Below are 22,652 nucleotides of genomic sequence, written 5' to 3'. Positions count from 1 at the left end.
TCGGCAGCTACTACGGCAGGGGGGAGACTCTGCCGAGCCAGATCGGAGCCTTGGGGCCCGTGGAAGTCACCAATCCCATCCAGAAGTGCAAGGCTCTTTACGATGACCGCTTGAACGCCCGGGGTGTGTTCCCGGCGCTCTCAACGGGCACGACGGGCGGCAATGACATCTTCTTCCTCGCGGGCGAGATCACGGACAACAATGGCTCGAAGATGAAAGAGAAGATACCGCCGGCGCTCTATGGACAGATCCTCTTCCTGCCGGATGACGCCACCGGCATGAGCGGATTGCCCAAGGAAGTCTGGTTCGCACTGGCGCCGGTAAGTCTGCGCAACCCGGCCTACCTGCCGAAATATGCCATGTACTATGGCGATTGTACGCGGTAGCGAGCAGAAGGGTTAACTGCGAATGAAGACCGGGGGCCTGTCGGGCTCCCGGTTTTTTTGTGCGTGGAGTGGGCACTAGAGTCAGAGGCGTATGGTCCTCGATCTTTCTTTGCGACGCGGCGAAAGGATTCACTACTGGAAGCCCCTCTTGCTATAGCGGCGCTGCCGCAATTGGTTCGAGGAGGGCTTACGAGTATGAGTTCGAGTTCGCAGACGGGATTGACGCGCCGGAATTGGCTGGCAGCCGCGCCAGGAATGCTGGCGGCGCCCGCGTTGCTGGCGCAATCGCAAGCGGAGCAGTCCGCCCGAAGCGGGAAGCGGCGTCGGGAGATCATCAAACACTTCGACTTCAGCCAGGGCAGCGGCGGCGTCCTGGCGGGATTCACTGACTACCACCTGCAGACCGCGGACCTGAACTTCCTGGCCGAGATTCGTGAGCTGCCGAAGGAACTGAACGTCTTCTCGCGGAACCGGCGCGCCTTTTACCTGTCGTGCAACAATCGCCCGGATGATATTTTCATGTTTCTGAAGGTGCCGCTTACCGCCGCGGATGGCGTCGAGCAGGATCAACGGTACAAGGTCAGCCTGCAATTCGAGGTCGCATCGAACTCGACCAACTGCGCGGGCGCGGGCGGCAACCAGGCCAACGTCTACCTGAAAGCAGGCGGTACTGCCGTGGAGCCGGTGCCGCTGCTGATTGGGGAGTACGTTTCGATCAACGTCGACAAAGGGCAACAGTCGGAGGGCAGGGAGGACCTGGGGGTAATCGGGAACATCTGGAATGGCCAGGAATGCGAACCGGACCCCAAAGACCGGAAGTGGGTCATGCTGCGACGAACGTACGACCATCCGAAGCCGGTCACAACGCTCCACGAACAGTTGTGGATTGCGGTTGGAACCGAATCAGGCTATGAGGCGGTCACCGGAGTCTACTACTACTCGATCGATGTCAAGCTGACCCCGCTCGACAAGTAGGACCGAACGGGCAGCAGACTGCCAGGCTCGAGCTCTTCCCTTCCGACTCGCCCAGACAGGAGGGGAGTGAGGCAGTCCCTGCACCTTCTTTGGACGCGAAAGCAGCCCGGCGCCTTCGAGGGCTGCCGGGCTGCGGCGCGCAACCGAGGTGATTGCTCGGTGGGCACTGCGTGAGGGCTTTGGCCGAGCCTACGACTCAGCGCACAGCCCGCTTCAGCTTGGCGATTGCTCCCGATCGCCTGACGGCACGAGCTGCGGATCTTCCCGCAAAGCGTGTTTGAAGTTCCTAAGTCCGTCGCCAAGACCCTTGGCGAGTTCCGGGATCTTCCTGCCGCCAAACAGAAGGACTGCGACGCCAAGAATCAGCACTAATTCCATTGGACCGATACTGCGCATCGGGCTGGTTTCCTTTCATTCCATCGTTCCGGCGTTTCGCCGGCACACTCTCTTAGGGGGCGTTCCATCGCAGATTCTGATCAGCCCGATCGAAACAATGCCGGGGATCACCTAGTCCAGCAGCGGCGATGGGACAGCGCTGGAGGTATGGCGGCCGGCGACCGAGAGGCCCCGCCAAATGGCGTGCAGTGGCCTGTAGACCCAGGCGGCGGCGCGGCTCATGGCGGCTTCCACGACGGACCAGAGCGCTGGGGCGCCCACCGCGGTGCGCGCCAGACGCTCGAGCGATTCTGTCACCTGGGCGGCGGTGGGGCGATCGGAGGCCTTCTTCCTCAGCATGGAAAGGATCAGCGCATCCAGGTGCCGGTGGATCGCTGGGTTCCACTTCGAGGGTGGCTCGGGAGCGTCTTCCACAATGGAGGTCATCGTGTCCCAGGCGGAATCGCCTTCGAACGGGCAGCGCCCGGTGATCATCTCGTAGAAGACCACTCCGAGGGAGAAGATGTCGGTTTCGACACCGACCCGGGGGGAGCGGCACTGTTCCGGGGACATATACCGCGGCGTGCCGGAGGTCTCCTCCCATTCAGCATCGTGGGTAGAAGAGTGGGCCATGCCGAAGTCGAGTATTTTCACCAGGTCGTCAGGCCTCACCAGGATGTTCTCGGGCTTCAGATCGCGATGCGCGATGCCGGCGGCATGCGCGGCCTCCAGTGCCGTCGCCGCCTGCCTCCAAACGGGCAGACATTCCCGGAGGTCCAGAGGGCGGCGCATCATCGACCGGAGCGGCATGCCGGGCACGTACTCCATCGCCAAAGCGGTGAGCCGGCCGGAACGGACTACCTCATAGACCGTGACAATGTTCGGGTGGCTGAGGGCCGACGCAGCCCTTGCTTCGCGAAGCAGAGAACCCAGGGCATCGCCCTCGCCCGGCCCCTCGGCGTTCAACACCTTCAAGGCGACGTTCCGTCCCAGATCGCGGTCGATGGCGGAAAAGATCTGGCTGGTGGCGCCGCGTCCGATCTCTGCCGTGGCCTCATAGCGACCGAGTTGGGAGCCCACGCCGAACTCCGGAGCCGGTTCAAACTCCGCCGCCAGTTCGAGGACGAGGCTCTCCAGTTCAGCATCCAGATCTTGACCTGACACAAAACTAAACCGGTCGCATTCCGGAAGATCCGCTACCTGATGCGCCAGGTCCAGTACATGAAGCCACTCAGCGTCGCCAATTGCCTGCATCGTTTTTCCCTCGAATGCGATTCTGCGCCGGCCGGCACTTGGCATCCATGTGTGGGAAGGGCTTTTTCCATGATTCTCTGCTTCGCATCTAAGGTACAGATAATAAGGAAGATATTGCTCCAGGTGCGCAATGATCAAAACGAAAAGATACAGGATGCGGCCTCGGATCGGGGGCCGGATGATCAGAGCCGCCAAAAATGTTCTGGTCCGGTACATAAACAAGCAGGTCACTCGGCCCCAACCGGGTGTTCCGGCGGCCATTCGAACGAGCAGAGAAGCGCTGGGGGCAGGATGGGGCGAGTGGGGTGTCGTTGGCGAGCCTGGCTTGGACGGCGGGTGGTGCGCGCGGAATGAAGAAGCCGGCCAGACCCTCACCCGCCAAAGAGGAAGGTGAAAGCCTGGCCGGCCAGGGTAGCAAGGGGATGGTGGAGGGCTATTTCCGGGTCACGGGCTGACAAACGGTCTTGTCTTTTTGGGCGGGGGAGTCCAGATAGAGGGTCGCGGAGCCCTTCGCTTCCCACCATATATATTGCTGAGCGGCGTAGCGGGCACCCGAAGCCGACGAAACATTGGCGAAGATCAGGAGGCCCCCGAGGATGGGCACCGTCGCAAGGTTGTTGCCGCTGCCGTTGATGTATTCCACCTCGAAGGGAACGGCAGGGAGACCGATCCTGACCGCATTCGCGTCGCAGCTGTACTGCACTACCTTACGAGAGAGCAGTTTGGTTCCTGGCAGGGTGACGACCAGGTCAGTAGCGGGGGCCAGTGCGGATGCCAGGAGCATCCCCAACAGCAGAATCATCGGCCGGCGGGCACCGGCAATCACAGAAATCATCATCTTTACGAATCTCTCTGTCCCTACTATGCGGCCCACGGAGGCTTGGGCCAAGTGAAAGCGCGTGAGCGTTGGATGTTTTGTTTATGACTGTTCAACTTATTGAATTGTAATGAGTTATTAGCCAGGATGATCACCTGCCAGGGTGGCGCGGAGGCGTTCTTTTGCGCGAAAGTGAGGGTCGGGCACGCCCCAACCGGAGGAATCTGCCCATAGAAGTACAGATCTCACCACGACCCGCGGTGATTTTCTGGTTGGGCAGTTTCCCTGTCCGTTTGCTATATTCTGTTGTCGTGGCCGGGAATTCGATTCGGGACATCGGACCTCTCATGGCTGCCTTCCGGCAGGGCGACAGCGCCGCAGGCGCGAAGCTGATCGAGGTTTTCTACCCTGAGCTCAAACGGATGGCTGCCTCCAAACTGCGAGGCGAACGCCAGGGGCACAGCTGGCAACCGACGTTGCTGGTGAACGAGCTCTACCTGCAACTGATCAAGATTAAAGCGCTCCAACCGGATGACGAGGAGCGCCCGAACGACCGAGCCGCCTTCCTCGCCCTGTCGGGGCAGATCATGAAGCGGCTGCTGATCCACCACGCGCGTCCGCTGTCGGCCAAGGCGCAAAAAGTACCTCTCTGGGATGACGTGAAGTGTGTGGACGACGGCGGGCTGGCGGAGGTGGAGTCGCTACTTTCGCGACTCGACGCCATGAAACCCATGTTGCGGGCCATTGTGGAGATGAAGGTGTTTGAGGGCCGGACTTCCGCCGAAATTGCGAGCGAGTTGAAATGCTCTCCGATTACGGTCCACCGCTACTGGCAGTTCGCAAAGCGCTGGTTGAAGGAAGAGTGGCATCCGGACGCTGGTTAAGCCTCTATGAGACCTCCTGGGCAGGCACCCAGGAGGCGTGACAGCCCGCAGGCACCCGGCATGGTAACTGGATTTGCGCCAATGGCGGCGCGTACAGGTTCTGCGCGTCATAGATGCGGAAGCTGGTCCGGTCCTGTAGTGCATTGAAAATAATCGCCATCAGGTACCCCTCGCCTTCATTGCCGGCGTTCGTAGCCGGCACAAACACGGGCTCCCCTACAAAATGGCCGGGGGGCAGGGTGTGCACCGTGCGGCTGGCTGCTTTGAAGTCATAGCGGGCAAAGCCCTCGAAGCTTCCTTCCGCTGGTTGCTCGCCAAGCCGCGTGTTCCGGAATGCGGTGTATCCGAACCGGTTCTCCCGCATGGCAAAGCGGTCGTTGATGCGGGGAAACTCACAGGCACAATCGTCGATCTGCTCGTCCACGACGGTCCTGTTCTCCAAATTGATGCGGATGCGGCGGAGTTCCGCTCCCACCAGTGGCGCGCCCTCACGCCACGAGGAATACCAGGGCAACTGGAGTTCGATGTAGTGATCCTTCTCAAAGGCATTCATTACATGGAGGTGGAAGAATGGCCGGGTCTCGAGCCAGCGGATCCCCTGTTCCGTACCGCGGCGTGGAATCAAAGCCACGGCTGTTCCCATCACCGGTCGCCAACGGGGCTGCGGATCCTCCAGGACGAAGGGAGAGAGTATGACCACTACGTAGTTTCTGGTGACCGCGATATCGTGGATTCTGGAGGGCCACGGGCTGTCGAAACTGAGGATCTTCCCCAGTTTGCCACTGGGATCGACGGTCAGACAGTCCAGCCGGCACTCCCGCGTTTCATTGGCAAGCAGGACCATCTCCCCGGTTTCGGGGTCCAGTTTGGAATGGGACAACATGCCACCGGGAAATGCAGCCTGGAAATCATTCGGTCCCTGCGTGTTCAGGTCCCAATCCAGGCGATAGGGCCGGCCGGCGTCGCCCATGGCCAGCAAGTGGCCGGCGTGAGCGACGATACGGCTGTTTGCCGGGTGCACGCCGGCGCAGGATGCGGCGAGGGGATGCCCCGCGGCCCGTTCCTTCCGATACTCCGCTGTCCGCACCCATCGGTTTCGATACCGCGCCAGGCCGTTCTCAAGATACAAGGCATGAACCTTGCCCGCACCTTCCGCCGGGAATCCAGAGCCGGCGGGATGGAAGAGCGACGTTGGGCTGTTCTTCAGGAAGACGCCGTTGAGCCCGCTGGGGATCTCGCCCTCGATCAATAGGTTCGTCGCGTCCACTTCGACTGACACCGGCGCATTTGCCCTGTAGGGAAGTGGATCGGAATTCGACTGGGATGGGATCCTTACGCTTAGTTTCATGATTAGCGCCTCCACTAGTTGGGTGGAGAATCCCGGCACAAAACTAATCAGCAATTGTGACGGAGGTGCGGAAATGGGACCGGTGGCGCCCATCCCTGTGTTGCCCTGAGTCTTCGACGCCAAGGCGACCGAGCGCCGGCAGGATCGAATGCGTGGCTGCTGGCGCATCTGCTACAATCCGGACCTAAAGCAGCGCATCTTGGACCCAAAACCAAAGGAATTGATTTACCAGTTCGGAAACTTTGAGCTCTCTACGAGGGCAGGAGAACTCCGAAAGGGCGGTGCGGTTCTTCGGATTCCCCCCCAACCTACGCTGGTTCTACTCCGGTTGGTCGCGCGGAGCGGCGAACTGGTCACACGCGAGGAGTTGAGGCAGGAGATCTGGAAAGATAACACCAATGTCGACTTCGAACTCGGAGTCAATCGCTGCATCCGCCGCATCCGGGCGACGCTTCTGGACGACGCCGACTCACCGCGTTACATTGAGACCGTTCCCCGCGTAGGATACCGTTTTATCGCTCCGGTGCGGTGCATTCCGGAGCAGCGATCGGACGCCCCAGCTCCTGAGCAGATGCGGAACGAGCCCGGTACGCTGGTGGCGGAGGCTGGCGAAGGCGGTTTAGCAGTACGACAATCGCCGGAGGCCGTGGAACGGCAGTCTGAAGAGAGGGGGCAACCTCGATCCTCCCCGCCTCGGCAGGCCAGGTCGAGCGTCATGCTGTGGGGTGCGGTTGCACTGGGATTAGTGGCGGCGGGGTACGGCAGCTACAGCTGGTGGCACGGCGGCCAGGAGGTGGAACTCAGTCCCAATTACACGGTGCAGCCGTTCACCAGTGATGCCGGGATTGCGGCCGGTCCGGCGTTTTCGCCAGACGGGCGGGAAATCGCCTACTCGTGGAATGGCGTGCATCAGGACAACTTCGACATTTATCTGAAGGAGACTGGCACACAACGGGTGAAGCGGCTCACCACTTCGCCTGAGTCGGACTACAGTCCGGCCTGGTCTCCGGACGGACGGTCCATCGCATTCTGCCGTGGCAGTGGGCATGAAAGCTCCGCCATCTGGTTGATTTCCCTATCCAATGGAGCGGAAAGGAAACTGGCAGAGCTGCAATGGGATGCCGCGCCCGGCAGCCGGTACCTGACCTGGTCTCCGGACAGCAAGCGCATTGTGTACGCAGGCAGCGCGACGGACGAACGCGTGAACGGGCTTTTTGAGCTCGACGTAGCCACTAGCGCAATCCAGCGGCTTACCTCCGCGCAACGGGGCGCCACTGATCTGCATCCGGCCTATGCTCCGGACGGCCGTCAGGTAGCGTTTGCCCGGGATATCGGAAGCGGGGTGAGCCGGATCTGGTTGCTGCCGATGAAGCAGGGCGGCGGAGCAGACGGGAATCCCGTAATGCTGGAATGGCCGGGTTTCGAGAGCGCCACTTCCTCGCGCCCGGTGTGGACGCCGGACAGCCGCTACCTGGTTTTCTCCTCCAACCGGATGGGCCAGGCCGCCCTCTGGCTGGTGAGGCCCACGCCAGGCGCAAAGCCCAGATCATTGGCCGCGCTGGGCGCGGGCAATACCGACGGCGCCATTTCATCCAGAGGCCAGTTGGCCCTGGTCCGGCACCACCAGGATGTGGATATCTACCAATTAGAAGTTGACCTTCTGCGCCGCGGGCTGGCGTCCGCGCCAAAACCGGTGCTGAACTCAACCCAGATGGAGTCGAACCCGCAGGTGTCGCCGGACGGCTCGAAGATCGCAATGGAGTCCAATCGAGGGGGCTTCCGCGAGATCTGGACGGCAAATACGGACAGTACGAACCTGACTCAGGTCACGAGCCTGATGAACCCGATTTCGGGTTCTCCGGCGTGGTCTCCGGACGGCCGGAAGATTGCTTTCGATTCCCGTGTGGGCGGAGTCCCCAGGATCTTTATCGTCCCGGGACAGGGCGGCAAGGCGGAGGCAGTAACGGCCGCCGAATTCGCGGGCGTCGTGCCAACCTGGTCTCCGGACGGCGCCTGGATCTACTACAGCTCCGGCCGCAGCGGCCGGTCTGAACTGTGGCGCATCGCCTCCACGGGAGGAGCGGCCCAGCAGGTTACGCGGAACGGCGGATTCTCACCAGTGATCGCCTACAACCGGCTGATCTATGCCGCCAACCAGGCTCGCGTGACCTCCCTGCGGGAACTCAACCTGAAGACCAATGAGGAGACGAACCTGGCAACGGGGGTAATGCGTCGTGACTACTGCCCTTCGGTCGACGGGGTATATTACATCGTGCCAGGCGCAGGTGGCGGTTATACCCTCAAGTTTCTTCCTTCGACCCCCAACCCGCCCAAAACCATCTTCCAGTTCACGGCCCAGCCGGCGGAAGGCATGAGCCTGAGTCCGGACGGCCTGGTGCTGTATTACGGGCAGTCGGAGAAGTCAGGTTCCGATCTTCTGCTGGTGCAGGATTTCTGGAGGAACTGAGCGCGCTGGCCCGGTGTGTCACTCCGGCGCCGCCGTGGAGCACGCCTGCGCCACCCATTGACGCAGGCCGGCGTGATCACCAATGATCCGCAGAGCTCGCAACAACCTGTTGCTTCAATGGGATAGACGAGCATATCTTTCACACCCGCAAATCACCCCTCACTCATTGATCCTGACCTCCCACTGGCCCGATTCTGGTTGGCGTCCAGCGCGGATGAACGCAAGGCGGAGATCCGCAAGTCTTCGCTGGATCCGTTGCCAGGCGTCGAATGCCGCCCTGTTGGCGCGAGTTATTGACAGGAGAAATGGAAATGTATCAACTGAAGTTCCTTTACAGACTGGCGGCGCTGGGCGTACTGTGCGCTGCTTCCACTCTATCGGCCCAGGCCGCAACTCTCGTCCTGACGACGAGCTTCGACAACGGGTCGCCGACATCGCCGACCCCGGCCGGGTCGACTGTCGGGTCGCCGGACACCTTCTCGGTCACCGGCGGAGACGTTTTCTACCTGGGCGGGCTCGCCAATGACCCCGGCAACCCATGCTTCCTGGCCGGCTCATCGAGTGCGACTTGCCTTCAGATGCCCACCTATAAGGGCATCAATCCGACTTTGAGCTCGGCCCACGCCTTCGGCCCCGGCGACTATCTAGTGCAAATCGAGATGGCGGGCGGCGCAGCCAACGCACTGGTACTGGCGGAGCTCGGCGCACCTCAAATGATCACGGTGGTGGCCAACACCCAGTTCACGACGTACCAATTCACCCACACAGTGCCAGCCGGTGTCCTCACGCACCTGACCATCACGGGCAACAATGAGTTTCTCATCAACAGCATCAAGGTCGGGAACCTGACCGGGGCGAGCCCGGTACCCGAACCGTCGAGTTGGTCGATGATGCTGATGGCTGGAATGGGCCTGGGCGGGGTAAGGCTCTACCGGCGGCGTAGAGTCGTTGCGGTGACGCCTGAGCAGGGCGATCGATAGGCAATACCACTGGGTTTGCAGGCTGGAGTCCGGCAGGATCGGCAGGGCGCCGAGGCCCTCGATTTCCACCTCTCCGGCGGTGTCGAAGGCCTGGGCGCGGGCCGTTTCGCGGCTGAATGGCGGATACGGGGCGATGATGCTGATCATGGCGTCGGTCGGTGCGATTCTGAACCATGCGGATTTCCTCGGCCAGGATGGGCAAACCGTGTTGGCCAACGTCTTCACCTACATTCCGTATGTGGGCAAGACGGCGGCGCAGGGCGAGCCGTTCAGCCCCGGACGTGTTGGGGCGGGCATCACGGACGGCGTTTGTGACACAACGGCGGGCATCATCAACGGGCTGGTGATGCTGGAGGGTTGACGGGTTTTAGAAGTGGCAGAGCGCCGGGGGGACTTCGCGTCTCCCCGGCGCTCTGCGTTTTTGGGGCCAGCAAAGTGCCGCGCGAACCGATGATCACTGTCGCGGCGGTGCTCGCCACAGTGTGGGTGGAGAGGCAGCGGCCAGTCGCGGCACGCCGATCCGATCAACCTCACACGGAGTTCAACTCATGACTTTGCCACGGCTGTTTCTCACTGCCCGGCGGATTCCTGACGATTCAGGAGCGGTCGCTTGGCGCGGGGCCGGTGCCGGAGCCCACGACGATTGGCATAACAGGGATCGGGCTGGCGCTGTTGGCCGGAGGCCGGCAATGGCGGCAGCAGGCGAAAGGGAGGAATGCGCGTGCGGCGGGCCGCGCAGATGAAAAGGCTGATGAAATCTGACTTGAGATTCTCCCCTTATCCAGTGAAGCCGTGACGATTTCCTTCCGGCTCCGGGGTCGCGACGTCAGGAGAGGAACAGGGGGTGGCCCTGATGGAGGGTGCCAGCCCTGTGCGCCACTGGAACGGTGGCGCGCAACATCGATTTCAGCATTCCTCCTGCGACACAACCCCGCCAGACAGGGAAGTTCGGATCAACCTACTTAAGGAGAATTCAAGCCATGAAGAAGAAGAGCATCCAATTAGCCATCGCTGTTGTAGCAGTCGTGGGCTGTGTCCAGGCGATGATGAGCGAACCGGTCGTCAACATCGGGAAGCGCCATGGAGAACTGCGGGCGGCTCAGGAGGCGATTGTCTCGTCTTTCGCCCACATCAGCACCGCCCAGGCGAACAACAACGACGAACTAGGTGGGCACGCCGCAAAAGCGAAAGAGTATCTGATCAAGGCAGATGCCGAACTGCGCCTGGCAGCCGACGTCGCCAACCGTCGCTGACCAGCCGAAACGGAGTGGTTAGAAGGGCGGGAGATGCCAGGCCGTGTGCGCTCCCGTCACTTCCGCCAGAAGTCCCGAACCAACTGCAGGTCGGTATTTGACTGTTCGGCTTCTCCGAAGAAGAGGGAATGGCCGTCGCGGGACATGCCCATGCCCTCCGCCGTACGCCTGGGAAACTCGTACAGAGTTATGGCGGCGCCGCCCGATGACGGGATGAACTTCAGCAGGAAGTGGTCGCCGCCGCGGGCAGCGATGTAATACACACCATCCGCGGCCGGATAGTAGCTGCGGCGGACGGCATCCGTTGCCAGGACTTCTTCCTCGTGGGTTTCTACATTCAGGGATTTGAGTGCGGTGACCCAGGCCCGATTGGCCGAGTAGAGGATGAGCTTACCGGCGGAAGTGGACGGAGAGAATCCGCCGGTGGTGGAAACCTGCTGCGGCGGACCGCCGCTGGAGGGGATTCGCCAGACTTCGGGCCGCCCCGTGCGATCGGAGGTGAAATAGATCCAGGCGCCATCGGGGGACCAGGCGGGCGTGACACTCATTTCATTCGGAGCGGTCAGCGCCTCCACCTTGCCACCGGCCGCCGGCACCACGTAGATTCGCGGAGCGCCGCCGGCCCGCGAGTCAAAGGCGATGGTCCGATTGTCGGGAGACCAAGCGGGGGAACCGGTGATGGGATGGCCCATATTCGTGATCTGCGCGAGGTTGGTGCCGTCCACATTCGAGGTCCAGATCTCAGTGAAGCCGGAGCGGTTGGATTCAAAGGCAAGCTTCGAGCCGTCGGAGGAGACATTCGGGTAAGTTTCCAGACGGCTGGAGTTGACTACGGGCACCGGCGCGGAGAATGCACCGTGGCGCAACCGGTCGATGTCGAGCTTGAAAATATCGATATCGAGGCGTTCGCGAACCATGGCAAGGTCCCCGGTGGGAGAGATCGCCGCATCCATCAGGCCCGGACCCAGGGTACTGAGCAGTTGCGGAGCGGCCCCCTGCTCAGCCTTCGCGATCCACAAGTATTGTTCGCTGTTCCGGTTGGAGGCAAAGAGGAGATGGCTGCTGTCGGAGGTCCAGACTGGCCTGGCTACGTTGGAACTCTCGAAACCGGGCCATGACAACGGAACCGGCGGCCCGGCCGCCCCTCCATCCGGATTCATGGGCAGCACGAGAATGCGGCTGATTCCGCGGGCGATATCGCGGACGAAGGCGATGGCGTGCCCGTCGGGAGCGTAGGTTGGATGCATCTCCACGCTGCCTGCCTGGGCTCTCGTCAGGTAGCGGGTGGCGCCCGAGGCGACCTCCATTTCGAGGAGGCCGGACGTCTTGTCTTCGTTCAGGCTGCCGGCAAATATTAGCCGCCTGCTGTCGGGAGACCAGGCGAGGAAGCGGCTGCCCACTACCGCGGTCCATGGCACATCGATGAGTTTCCGCTCCGCGCCACCGGAGAGGGAGACCACCCAGATGGACGAGCCGGCCTGCGGGCCGCCCCGGCAGAAGGCGATGGACTTCCCGTCGGGCGACCACGCAGGACTGTAGTCCGTTTCCGGCGCCTTGGTGAGCCGGGTTGTGTCCTGAGTCCCGATTGACCTGATATAGAGATCGAAGTTGTCCTGCCGGCTCCCGCTCCAGCTAAAGACTACCTTGGAGCCGTCCGGGGAGAACGACGGACCCGCAGCCTGCCCGGGTTCGCTGAATAACGGGCCCACTGAGTAGTCCGAGCGAAGCTGGACTGTCCGGTTCCGAACGAAGTGCCGGGACCAAAACAACGCAACGATCATGAGCACGGCTGCCGGCAGAGCATAAAAGAGGAGGATCCTCCACTTCCGGCCGAGACTTCGGCTGGAGGCTTCTCGTGGAGCATCCACCAGCGGCGGCGCTACGCTCTCGGGCGCCTTGGGGAGTCCCTCTGAGCAGGGCTCCGGCGTGATGGGCGCATTGGGTCCGGAAGAAGGCGTGGCCACACGGACCGCCTCATCGGGGATTCCCTGACGCTGGGGGACCGGGACGATCTTCACCGGCGCAATGAATCGATAGCCCGAACGAGGAATCGTCTCGACATAGCGAGGTGTGTCGGCATCGTCGGAGAGCACGCTCCGGATCCGGGCGACGCAGCGATTCAGCCCGAGCTCAAAATCTACGATCGTGTCGCCCTTCCAGACCTCCTGCTGGAGCTCTTCCCGGGTGACGATACCCCCGTTGTGGGCCACAAGCAGCTTCAGCACTAGGGCGGGCTGTGGGGCGAGGCGAACAATCACCCCGTTCTTGCGCAGCTCGCCAGTATTGCTGGAAAATTCAAAGACGCCGAATTGATACTTGATCGATTGCCGCTCGGAACCCATCTAAATCTATCTCATTATGTAGCACCGGAGTCTCTGAACCAAATCCCCGCCGCGCGCCCGGACGGCGGCCAAGAGCCTGTTCAGCAAGTACTTGTGAAGTGGAATAACCACAACACATGGTGAGTTCATTCCGCGATTGAAATAGACTGGCTGAGACTCAGGCCTGTTAGCGACCGGTTTCGGCGAGAGTGAGCTGGTCCAGCGTCAACGGGCCACCCAGAAACTCGCAGCCCCAGGGTTCGCCGAATGCGTTCAGGACACTCCTCGACGGGATGCCGTTGCGCATGGTTTCCGCCAATCCGCCAAAGAAGGCGTAGGCGTCGAGCCCAGGCAACATCATCACCAACTGGCGTGCCGGCTTGCCGCTGACGTTCACAAAGCGGTGCGGCGCCCCGCCAGGAACAGTGACCAGGTCACCCTCTTCGGCGGGGTAGCGAGTCCCATCCACTTCAAAGAGGTAGCGGCCTTCCAGGACCCGGAAGATTTCGGTCTCCGGGTGACGGTGAAAGGGCGGGCCAAAGCCGGGGGCGTTGACGGTCTCGATGATCGTCAACTCTCGTCCGGAGTCCTCCGGTTCGAGGAGGACTCGAAGGGTAAGTCCAAGGGCCGGTATGACCTGAGTCCGGGTCTGCCGGAGACGGGAATGTTGGAATTGGAATGGCATGGGGTGTTGCTCCGCACTGAATAGGGGGATTCATCCCGCAGGAAACTCATCAGGGAATCTCCCAAAGAAAGCGCAGCGCGCCCGCGAAAGGCTCGGGGGCTGCGTTACCGGCCTTGACCCGCGCCGGTGGCGGACCTGCCCATCAGTTGGAAGCTCCTGATCGGATCCAACGCCGCGCGCAGGCGCCGGAGCACCGAAAAAGAAGATCAAGGTGAGCAATCTCCGGCCGCCGATGCCCCCCTCCTGTTTGTAAGGGATTCGCGCGGATCGCGCCGGGCAGCGGCCCAGCGGCACGGGCGAATCATCGAGAACAGAAGAACTGGGGAAGCGAAGATGAGAACCACAAAATGGAGCACCCTGTTCCTGTGCTTCTGCGGGGCGACAACCGCGAGCCTGATGGCACAGGACACACGAAATGTAACCGAACCCATCACTCCAAAGGTTTGCGCGGTCCTCCGCGCGCCGTTGAAGTCCGCGGCGGATGGCCCTGTCATCGGCGACACCGCCGACGACCAGAATGCGGAATCATCCCGGGAGACGACCACGCTGCAGACGGCGCTGCTGAACTGCACGAAGGGCCAGGCGGTGGAACTGACGCTCGGTCCGAACCCGTCGTTCAACGCGTTCCTGCTGGAACCGATCACCCTGCCAGCGAGTGTCTCGATCATCATCGATGGAGGCGTGACGGTGTATGGTTCGCGCGATCCCTCGAGGTACCAGGACAACAGCGATCACGCGCAAGGGGCGATCTGCGGCACGGTGGGCGAGTACCAGGTCGACCGGGGCTGCTTGCCGCTGTTCACCCTGCGCACGGACAACGGCATCTACGGCTACGGCGTAATCGACGGCCAGGGGAACAGGACGATACTCAGCGGCGACAATCAGGGCATCAGTTGGTGGGACATGGCTTTCAAGAAGAAGAACTCGTCCAATGAGCAGGCCAGCCCCAAGATCATCAATGCTGGGGTCGCGGGTGCGTTTGCCAGCAATGTCGTGCTCCACAAGATCACCATCCGCAATCCGCCATTTCACACCGTCGGCTTCGGCGGCAACGGCTTCACCGTTTGGGGCGTGAAAGTGCAGGCCCCCTGGACCATGCCGAACAGCGATGGCTTCGACATCCACGGCAGCAACATAACCATCTACGACACCACAGTGGCGATCGGGGATCAGGACATCGCCATCAGCACCAATAACATCGACACGTCCAACATCACCGTACGGAAGTTTCGCGGCTATAACAAAGGCGGCATCACCATCCTGGCCGGAGGGGATTCGCATCTGACATCGAACCTGCTGTTTGAAGACCTGCTTTTCACCGGCAGCCTGCCCAGCGTGGTGGGGACCACGGTGAACGGCGTGACGGAAGCCACACTCACGCAGCCGCCCTACAGCCTGCAGAGCTACGCGCAGGCGCTGCCCACGTCGACCGGTGACCTGAAGGCGATGCAGATCACGACCAACATCAGTTCCGGCACCGGCTCCAAACCCGGCAACACCATCAGCAACGTGACGTTTCAGTCCGTCTGCGTGCAGGACATCGTCCGGCCGATCAACATTGTCCCGCTGGCCCCCTTCAAGTCCACCGACAACCTGCCTGCGATTGCCGGCGTCGTGTTCCGCGACGTGCATGTTCTGCCACCCACGGCCCAGTTCCCCAAAACGAACAAAGGCGTTCCAGTCACACCGGCTGCTGCGGGCGGTTATGGCTTCTTCCTGCAGGCGGATCCGTCCAGAAACTACTACAACGACATCACACTGGACAATGTCGTTTTCGACGATGCCACCCAGGGGCAGACCTCGCTGGCGGAGATTACGGCGATCGGTACCGCCTTCACTACTGTCAACAATGTCTATCCGCCGATCCTCAACAACCTCAACAACCAGGCCGCCGCCAACGCGGCCGGTCCAACGCTCAATCTCGATTCCAACTTCTACGCGACGGCAACTTCGGTCAGCGATCCGTCGCTGGCGTACGCCTGCCCGGCGAAGCCGCCATTCGTCACCGGCGAGCTCTATGTGACGCTTGGGCGCACGCTGCCCCTTGGCGAACCCACCAGCCTGCCGACCGCAACAATCAATGCCGGCGGCTCAGTGACGTTGAATGCGGTGGTACAGCCGATCATGTCCCAGAGCACGTTCTTCAATCCCAAGGGCTACAACGCGCAACCGGGGCTGCTGGCCGTCGGCTCTCCCGCCCTCACCAATCCGGTGGAGTTCTACGAAGGCGACGTGCTGGTGGGTACCGCGAAACTGTCGGCGAACGGCACGCTCGCCACCCTGGCCATACGGCACCTGAAGCCCGGCACGCATGTTTTCACTGCCCGTTATCCGGCCGATGCGTACTATGACGCAACGGCGTTCGGATCCGTGACCGTAGTGGTGAGTGACTGGCCACGGTCCCATCCGGTATGTGGTCCGTCCGGCGACGCCGGTTGTCCAGTGCCCGTTGGAAGATAGTTACTAGTCGTCAAGCTCACCCGGAAGTTCTTCAGCCAGCCTGGCTGGAGCTGAGACAGGCAGAGGCGCCGATATTTACAGGATGGGCCGGCACCCCTGTACCCGCCGGACGTCCGCATGAGGGCGCGACGCGGCTGCCGGCGCCATGGGACACCGAATCCACCACGACGCAGGCCACCGCTTCCGATGAAGATGCGTGTTGGTCAAAAGGCCCATGAGTCCGCGGATGACTCGCGTCCCGGAGGGGTCGGTCTCGTCATTGTTTCCGCAAGTCTCAGCGGATCGCAGCTGAAGTGATGTTTTTCTTGAGCAGGGATAATTTCGGGCCGGCTGCTCGCCCTCCTCTTCATGTAGCCCGAACACCGCGGTGAGGTCGCATCGAGAAGCCCTTTCGGAGATCCGGGGGTTCCGCGGGATCGGCGTAGGCCCAAAGTACCCACATCACCGTTTGGAGGCTGGAATGAAGACCCAACAGAACTATCGGAACGAGATCACGGGCGCCGGCATGAATCGCCGCAGCATGCTCAAAACATTACTGGGCGGCGCGGGGGCGGGCCTGATGGCCACACAATTCACCGCAAGCGCCCAGTCCAGACTAACGCCGGCGGCGAAGAAGCCCGTGCCGCAGCGGGTGTCGGTAACTCCGCCACAGCAGCTCTGGCAACAGGAGATAGTCCAGATTAACGAGAAGGTGCTGCAGCAGGCCGCCTACGGGAACGGCTATTTCGTCATGATGGACGACGACAACAATGTGCTGATCACCGACATTCAGGCAGGCTCAGACCAGAATTCGGCCAACCACATCGGCGAAAGTCTGGGCACCATGACTGCCTGGAGAGACGGCGCCTTTGTGGCACAGGGCGCCAACGGAGCCATGGTTGTCTGCCAAAACGGGAGTTCGACGTTCGGCCCGTTGTGCCAGTTCTACTCTCCTTCTCCGGCGCCGGAAACGGCTCTGAGCGAGTATTACAGCGTCGGCAATGACGACTACCTGCTCTACCTCGGGGTGGATGGCGTCCTCTACGCGGTTGACCCTGTCTGGAATCCGGCGTCGAACAACTACGACGCCAATGTGTTGTGGTACAAGGATCTGAAATTCGGCCCCCCGAGTAGCGCAGCCTCGTTGGCCCTGGACGGTGCAAACAGGGTGGTGGTGGCGGCGGGCGAAAATCTCGCCCTGGTGGAGATTTCGCGTACGGCAGGCAATCTGGTGTATTCGGTGACGGGCCAGGGGGTATCCTCGGCAGTGTGCCTGGACGGCAATTGCGCCTATGTCGCCGGTGGGAACGGATTGGACGCCTACAACATCGCGACCGGCGCCACGCTGTGGCCGAAAGGAGGGTTTCTGGCCCCCGGCACGTTGGGCACACCCATCAGCTACGGCGGAGTGGTCTATGTCGGCGATTCCACGAACCTGCTGCATGCGGTGGATGCCGCCTCGGGCGTATCCCTGGGGGCGGCAAAGTTCGACAGCGCCATGAATACCGGGATTCCTCACATCAGCGACGGAATCCTCTACATCTGTTCGGCTGCTGGAGTGATCAACGCGTGCGACCTGTCGAAGGGGATTAACGACGCAACCTCACCGGCGACTTTCCCCACGGGAATCGCCGGGGATGCGCTGGTGGGTTTTGAAAGTGGAATCTGCGTGGCCTTCTATTTGGGCCCCATTGGCACCGGCGCGGGCACCTACCTTGGAGCCATCAACATGGCGGATCTGGTGCATGGTTACTCCAGCGAGAGTGAGTTGATGGCGGAGAACTACGTCTCGTCCACCAACTCCGACGGCTACCAGCCCGATAGCGCCTCCTACCGCACGATCATCCAGCTTCTGGACGGCAGCGGCAATCCCCGAGCCAACGTCTCCATCAAAGTCTGGGCGTCGGACGACGTCTCCATCTCCGATGGCGTCAACACCTACTCACTGAATCCGCCAGACATCGCATGGCTGAAGACGGATGCGGCGGGTCAACTGAACATCGTCTCCACGGCTTCCGACATCACCACCCCAGCCCTGTATTTCTGGGGACCGTTCATGCTGAACCAGGAGGCGATCGTGGTCTATCCGGATCACGAGGCTTTGGCGCGGCTGTCCAACATCCAGGCCGGCGATCTGGATCAGAGTGTGGCCAAAGACTACGCGGGCAAGCCAATCGTGCCGGATGGCGTCGATCACGTCGCCGTGGCGAACACGATCCAGAACACGATGGGGGGCGGTGCGGCAGCGGCGATGATGGCCACGCGGCTGAAGAACCGCCAGCGCGCTGAGGCGGATCTGCGAGTCCGCAGTCAGTCAGGCAAGTTGGGCGTGGGGCAGGCGTCCGCGATCCAGGCGGACAACACGTACCTGTCGTTTCCGGACACCACGGTGAACATGCTCTACCAGCAGGTGGCCGGGGTTACCGATCGCACGATTGTGAAGGGCTCGGCGCAGAGCTTCACAACCACCATCGATAGTGACGGGAATGTGACTTTTGGCCCTCCGCAGACGGCTTCCGTGGCGGCGGTGAACGGTGTCGGCAGCGCCCTCGGCGGCGGCTGGAGCGAGTTCAAGAGCTGGCTGAAGCAGAATGTCACCGACAAGATCGTCTCGATTGCCTGCAAGGTGGCGGATGAGATTTCCCACGAAATTACCACTTTGGCGAGCGGCACCTTCAGCTTTGTCGTGGACACGGTGGAGAAGGCGGTGGCGGTGGTGACGGGCTTCATCCGCACAGTGGTGGGCGACATCGTCCGCGCCGCGGAATGGCTTTCCAAGCTATTCGATTGGGGCGGCATCGTGAAACTGCAGAAGAGCATCGTGAACCAGGTCAACATCGGGGTGCAGGGGCTCTCCGCCTGGATCGCGGCCCAGGGGACGGACTTCGGCGCCGTGGGCGCATTCCTGGATAGCAAGATCAACGCGCTGTCGGTCGCCCAGGCCAGCGTTCTGAGCAAACTCGGAGGCTCCCTGAAGGGCAATCAGGTCAACAACAACGACCCGCAGACGGTCTACGGAGTGAATGGGGCGAAATCCCGCGCCCAGTCCAGTTCGTTGTCGTCAAAGGTCTCCAACAACATCGGGCAGGCGACATCGACCAGTTCCACAGGCGCTGTTACGGCTGACAATCCCACGCTGGCCAGCGCGCTCAGCAACCTGATTACCCAGGGAGGCAGTCTGCTGGAAACGGTGCTCGATCAACTCCTCACCTCGATCAAGGCGTTCTTCGACGGCTTCAAATTGCTGTTCAGTGATCCGGCGGGCTTCATCGAAACCGAGGTCTCGGTTCTGGTGAACCTGTTCTTTGATCTGGCTAAGGGTCTGCTGACGGCCATCAAGCTGGTGGTTGGGTTCGTGCTGCAGACCCTGTCGGCGGTCATGAACGACATCCTCAGCCTGGTGAATGAGTCGATCCACATCCCGGTGATTTCGGATCTCTGGTCCCTGATCAGCCATGGAGAGCCGCTCACCTTGCTGAATGTCTTCGCGCTGGTGGTTGCGATTCCGTCGCACATCATCATTTCCGCCGCCAACATCACTCCGCCGACGTCGGTTTCCGCCAAGCCGGCTGGAACGCTAAAAATGTCCGCTGACGGGGCGGCGTGGATGGCGGTGGCCGGCGCGACGGCGTCATTCTTCTCCGGTGGAATCGACGGCTTCTGCGATCTCGAAAACGTGAGTTCAAACTCGTTTTCGGCAAAGCTGGACATTGCTGGCTCGCTGGTGGAGATGGCGCTTTCGCTGCCCAGCACGATTGCGACGAATAACGACCCGACGTATCTCTACTATGCGATGGGAGCGTTCCCGATTCTGTTGGCGTCCCTGCAGGCGGGAACCGTCAACGCTGCCAAGGATGCAACCAGCGTGGCAGGCAAGTTCTCCAACTTCTTTGCGCCTCTGGGCTACTCCCTCTATGGGGTTGGGATGATCGTCCTGTCCATCTGCCTGGCGGTCGACAACCCGACCGAATGGGATGGCCCGGGACACATCCTGCTGGTCTCCAATCTCTTCAACGGCTTGGACTATGTCCCCAAGGGGCTGCTGGCCAACCCCGCCCAGAGTTTTCCGGGCGGAAACAAAGTACTGACTGGCGGTGCGACTGACGAGATCCGGCTCGGTGTCGCTCTGACGGATTGGATATTCCCGACCGCCTCAGGGATCTCCAACGCGGTCTACGCCCTCGGCTAGCCGGTCCTGGAACTGGGGGAGCGCCGCCGCACGGGCTCCCCGCCGATTCCCTGCAACATCTATCCGGGCGGCAAACCACTTCATCGGACCCAGGAAGGAAGCACTGCCATGAGAAGGCCCCATTTTCTCACCGCAGCCATTGTGCTGTGCGTTTCACAAGCGATACTCCCCACCGCATACGCGCAACAGGGGGTAGTGCTCAAGTTCGAAAACCTTCGGCCGGATAGCGGCTCGCTGCCCGCCTACATTGCCTTCGGCGGCGCGGGGACACTGACCGGAACAAACCTCAGCGACAACAGTGCGCTTCAGAAGGGTGTCGCGTATGAACTGGGCAAGTTGAGCGCCGGCGTCAGCATTACACAGTTCTCGGGCGGCCGGATCTTTGTCTCGCTGGGAACCCAACTCCGGTCTCTCAACGAGGCCAACGGGTTCCGCGCCAACTACGCCGATCCGTCCAAAGAAGACTTCACTACGCGTTGGGACCAGGTGGAACTGAGTTTCCAACCTGGCTCCTCCGCCGCCGGGCAAGGGACCGCGAATCTGACAGCGAGGGATTTCTTTGGGCTCCCGCTACAACTGAAGTCGTCCTGGGCTGCCTACTATCCGGCAAATCTGTCCTGGCGCACCGGCAGCGACAAGGTAATGGAAGTGCTAGCGCGAATGTTGGGCCGCTCCGTGTTGACGCCGCAGAACCCGGCCGGCACCGTGGTTACCGGCCTGAACGGCGTGACAGTCGACGGAGTGAACGGCAGCGTGGTGCGCGTGCTGGGTCCGTCCGGCGCGAAGTTCTCGCTAGCGGCCGGCGATGTCAATGCCTGGCCGGCGCCGGATGTGTATCTTGGTTATCTGCGGAGCGGCAGTACGAAGCGCCGGGGCTATCCGGTCTATACGAGCCTGGCCGGCAACAACGGAGTGCTGCCCGGCGGAGAGCGTCAGACCTACACCCTCAAGGCTTGGATCTCGAACAGGAACGATGCCCTCGTGGGAGCGGCCATCTATCCTGGCGACCTGGTGATCGACGGCACGATGAACAATGGCGGACAGGACCTCCCCCTCTCCATTTATGTGCGGGCAGCGAACGTCACCCCCGCCGCGTTCTATGGAGCGGATGTGAAGTACACGATCGTCCAGGGATCGGACATCAACGGCGTTGCAAAACGCGCCGTGACCGACTATCTGGCCGCCATGAACCTGGGCTTGCTTGGCAGCCTGGTGGACAATCCGGCGCTGCCCGGCACTGCCATCGGCGATTCGCCGTCCTGGACCTGGTTCGGCAACCGGCCTGATGGGACGAACGCGCCGTCGCTGTCGATCTCGAATGCGTTTTCGTACGCGCAGCCGAACAACCCCGGGCACTACGACCAATACTCGAGCTATCTGGCCGGCGTGGGCGACGCCTACTCGTTCCCCTACTGCGACCGCGTCCAATTTCCATCAGCATCGCTGGGTGACGGGTCGAATGTGACCCTTTCGATCCTTCCGGACACGGATCTGACGGAAGTCGACCCGCCCAGCGACCTGACGATCGTGGACGCCGCCTCCTATGTTCGCGGTGTGTACCTTGCACCGGGCAGCGTCGCGATACTTTCCGGTGACCTGGCGGTGAGCGCCGCCACCTACGCTCCAGGCATGGGCACGCCGCTGCCCACCGCGATGCGCGGCCTGAGCCTCCGCTTCGCCAATGGCCAGTACGCGCCGATCTTCACCGGGACACCCAGCTTCGCTGTCTTCCAGGTTCCGTGGGAATTGTCGGGCTACCTGCGCGACACCGTTGTCGTTCGCGGCTACAACGAAGAGAGCGCCGAGTTCACCGTGCGGCTGTCCGACTACTCACCATCGATCTTCGCCACGGGCGACGCGGTCTACGGGCAGGGACACATCTACACCACCGATGGCCAATTGGCTGACCCTGCTCATCCCGCACACACCGGGTCCGACATCGTCATCCATTGCACAGGACTGGGGCCGGTACGAGAGCAGCCTCCCACGGGTGTGCCTGCCTCCGACAAACTGGTGCACAATACTCTGACGACTCCAATAGTGACCATCGGTGGAGTGAACGCGGCATTGACGTATGCGGGGCTGAGCCCAGGCATGGTGGGCTTGTATGAGATTCGCGCCCGCGTACCAGCCGGCGGCAAGCGCGGTGATGCCGTGCCGGTCAGTATCCGGATCGGCGGCGCAGTCTCGAACCTCGTCACCATGGCCGTGTGCGACTCCGGGTGTGTGGGCCGATAAGCGCTCAATCAGGAACAAGTGAGCCCTGCCGGACTGTTCAC

17 protein-coding genes are annotated in these 22,652 nt (G+C 61.8%); 11 read left to right on the top strand and 6 right to left on the bottom strand.

Features of this window, described 5'->3' with window-relative positions; translation table 11 throughout:
• Window positions 1-59 precede the first annotated feature (59 nt).
• Together ACR9Y2_RS06100 and ACR9Y2_RS06095 are read left to right on the top strand one after the other, a co-directional pair.
• Window positions 60-386 carry a hypothetical protein gene (locus tag ACR9Y2_RS06100; RefSeq protein WP_435040164.1) on the top strand — a complete coding sequence of 109 codons (327 nt, stop codon included), beginning with the start codon at window positions 60-62 and terminating at the stop codon, window positions 384-386.
• A gap of 195 nt (window positions 387-581) precedes the next feature.
• Window positions 582-1,361 carry a hypothetical protein gene (locus tag ACR9Y2_RS06095; protein ID WP_435040163.1) on the top strand — a complete coding sequence of 260 codons (780 nt, stop codon included), beginning with the start codon at window positions 582-584 and terminating at the stop codon, window positions 1,359-1,361.
• Window positions 1,362-1,574: 213 nt separating this feature from the next.
• Here ACR9Y2_RS06095 and ACR9Y2_RS06090 read toward each other — a convergent pair whose 3' ends face one another.
• From ACR9Y2_RS06090 to ACR9Y2_RS06080, 3 genes are all read right to left on the bottom strand, one after another.
• Window positions 1,575-1,739: a twin-arginine translocase TatA/TatE family subunit gene (locus ACR9Y2_RS06090; protein WP_435044823.1), complete on the bottom strand. Its 165-nt coding sequence runs from the start codon at window positions 1,737-1,739 to the stop codon at window positions 1,575-1,577.
• Window positions 1,740-1,868: 129 nt separating this feature from the next.
• On the bottom strand, window positions 1,869-2,990 hold the full coding sequence (locus tag ACR9Y2_RS06085; RefSeq protein WP_435040162.1) for a serine/threonine-protein kinase: 1,122 nt from the start codon (window positions 2,988-2,990) through the stop codon (window positions 1,869-1,871).
• A 433-nt stretch (window positions 2,991-3,423) separates the two neighbouring features.
• Window positions 3,424-3,828 (bottom strand): MliC family protein, encoded by a 405-nt coding sequence (locus tag ACR9Y2_RS06080; RefSeq protein WP_435040161.1) that lies wholly within the window; start codon window positions 3,826-3,828, stop codon window positions 3,424-3,426.
• Window positions 3,829-4,067: 239 nt separating this feature from the next.
• On the opposite strand from ACR9Y2_RS06080, the gene ACR9Y2_RS06075 reads away from it, so the two are divergent.
• Entirely contained in the window at window positions 4,068-4,691 is a 624-nt protein-coding gene (locus tag ACR9Y2_RS06075; RefSeq protein WP_435040160.1) for an ECF-type sigma factor, read from the top strand.
• Window positions 4,692-4,695: 4 nt separating this feature from the next.
• Here ACR9Y2_RS06075 and ACR9Y2_RS06070 read toward each other — a convergent pair whose 3' ends face one another.
• On the bottom strand, window positions 4,696-6,039 hold the full coding sequence (locus tag ACR9Y2_RS06070; RefSeq protein ID WP_435040159.1) for a carotenoid oxygenase family protein: 1,344 nt from the start codon (window positions 6,037-6,039) through the stop codon (window positions 4,696-4,698).
• Window positions 6,040-6,187: 148 nt separating this feature from the next.
• Here ACR9Y2_RS06070 and ACR9Y2_RS06065 point away from each other — a divergent pair, with 148 nt between their 5' ends.
• The 5 genes from ACR9Y2_RS06065 to ACR9Y2_RS06045 all read left to right on the top strand — a co-directional run bounded on the left by ACR9Y2_RS06065 (window position 6,188) and on the right by ACR9Y2_RS06045 (window position 10,739).
• Window positions 6,188-8,506 (top strand): winged helix-turn-helix domain-containing protein, encoded by a 2,319-nt coding sequence (locus ACR9Y2_RS06065; protein WP_435040158.1) that lies wholly within the window; start codon window positions 6,188-6,190, stop codon window positions 8,504-8,506.
• A gap of 311 nt (window positions 8,507-8,817) precedes the next feature.
• Complete coding sequence (locus tag ACR9Y2_RS06060; RefSeq protein ID WP_435040157.1) at window positions 8,818-9,486, top strand: PEP-CTERM sorting domain-containing protein; 669 nt, start codon at window positions 8,818-8,820, stop codon at window positions 9,484-9,486.
• A gap of 133 nt (window positions 9,487-9,619) precedes the next feature.
• Window positions 9,620-9,847 (top strand): hypothetical protein, encoded by a 228-nt coding sequence (locus tag ACR9Y2_RS06055; protein ID WP_435040156.1) that lies wholly within the window; start codon window positions 9,620-9,622, stop codon window positions 9,845-9,847.
• A 263-nt stretch (window positions 9,848-10,110) separates the two neighbouring features.
• Window positions 10,111-10,248 carry a PEP-CTERM sorting domain-containing protein gene (locus tag ACR9Y2_RS06050; RefSeq protein ID WP_435040155.1) on the top strand — a complete coding sequence of 46 codons (138 nt, stop codon included), beginning with the start codon at window positions 10,111-10,113 and terminating at the stop codon, window positions 10,246-10,248.
• Between the two features lie 218 nt (window positions 10,249-10,466).
• Window positions 10,467-10,739, top strand: coding sequence for a hypothetical protein (locus ACR9Y2_RS06045; RefSeq protein ID WP_435040154.1), 273 nt, complete (start codon window positions 10,467-10,469; stop codon window positions 10,737-10,739).
• A gap of 56 nt (window positions 10,740-10,795) precedes the next feature.
• On the opposite strand, the gene ACR9Y2_RS06040 is transcribed toward ACR9Y2_RS06045, so the two are convergent.
• Both ACR9Y2_RS06040 and ACR9Y2_RS06035 read right to left on the bottom strand, forming a co-directional pair.
• Window positions 10,796-13,081 carry a winged helix-turn-helix domain-containing protein gene (locus ACR9Y2_RS06040; protein ID WP_435040153.1) on the bottom strand — a complete coding sequence of 762 codons (2,286 nt, stop codon included), beginning with the start codon at window positions 13,079-13,081 and terminating at the stop codon, window positions 10,796-10,798.
• Between the two features lie 166 nt (window positions 13,082-13,247).
• Window positions 13,248-13,745 carry a cupin domain-containing protein gene (locus ACR9Y2_RS06035; protein WP_435040152.1) on the bottom strand — a complete coding sequence of 166 codons (498 nt, stop codon included), beginning with the start codon at window positions 13,743-13,745 and terminating at the stop codon, window positions 13,248-13,250.
• Window positions 13,746-14,078: 333 nt separating this feature from the next.
• On the opposite strand from ACR9Y2_RS06035, the gene ACR9Y2_RS06030 reads away from it, so the two are divergent.
• From ACR9Y2_RS06030 to ACR9Y2_RS06020, 3 genes are all read left to right on the top strand, one after another.
• A complete protein-coding gene (locus tag ACR9Y2_RS06030) occupies window positions 14,079-16,205 on the top strand; it encodes a glycosyl hydrolase family 28 protein (RefSeq protein ID WP_435040151.1) in 2,127 nt (708 codons plus the stop codon).
• Window positions 16,206-16,665: 460 nt separating this feature from the next.
• Window positions 16,666-20,373: a PQQ-binding-like beta-propeller repeat protein gene (locus tag ACR9Y2_RS06025; RefSeq protein ID WP_435040150.1), complete on the top strand. Its 3,708-nt coding sequence runs from the start codon at window positions 16,666-16,668 to the stop codon at window positions 20,371-20,373.
• A gap of 108 nt (window positions 20,374-20,481) precedes the next feature.
• Window positions 20,482-22,611, top strand: a complete 2,130-nt coding sequence (locus ACR9Y2_RS06020) for a beta-1,3-glucanase family protein (protein WP_435040149.1) — start codon at window positions 20,482-20,484, stop codon at window positions 22,609-22,611.
• Window positions 22,612-22,652 lie beyond the last annotated feature (41 nt).

Source organism: Paludibaculum fermentans (assembly GCF_051172195.1).
GTDB classification, from domain to species: domain Bacteria; phylum Acidobacteriota; class Terriglobia; order Bryobacterales; family Bryobacteraceae; genus Paludibaculum; species Paludibaculum fermentans_A.
Note: the sequence above shows the minus strand (reverse complement) of the source record. Positions and strands in the feature narration are given on the sequence as shown.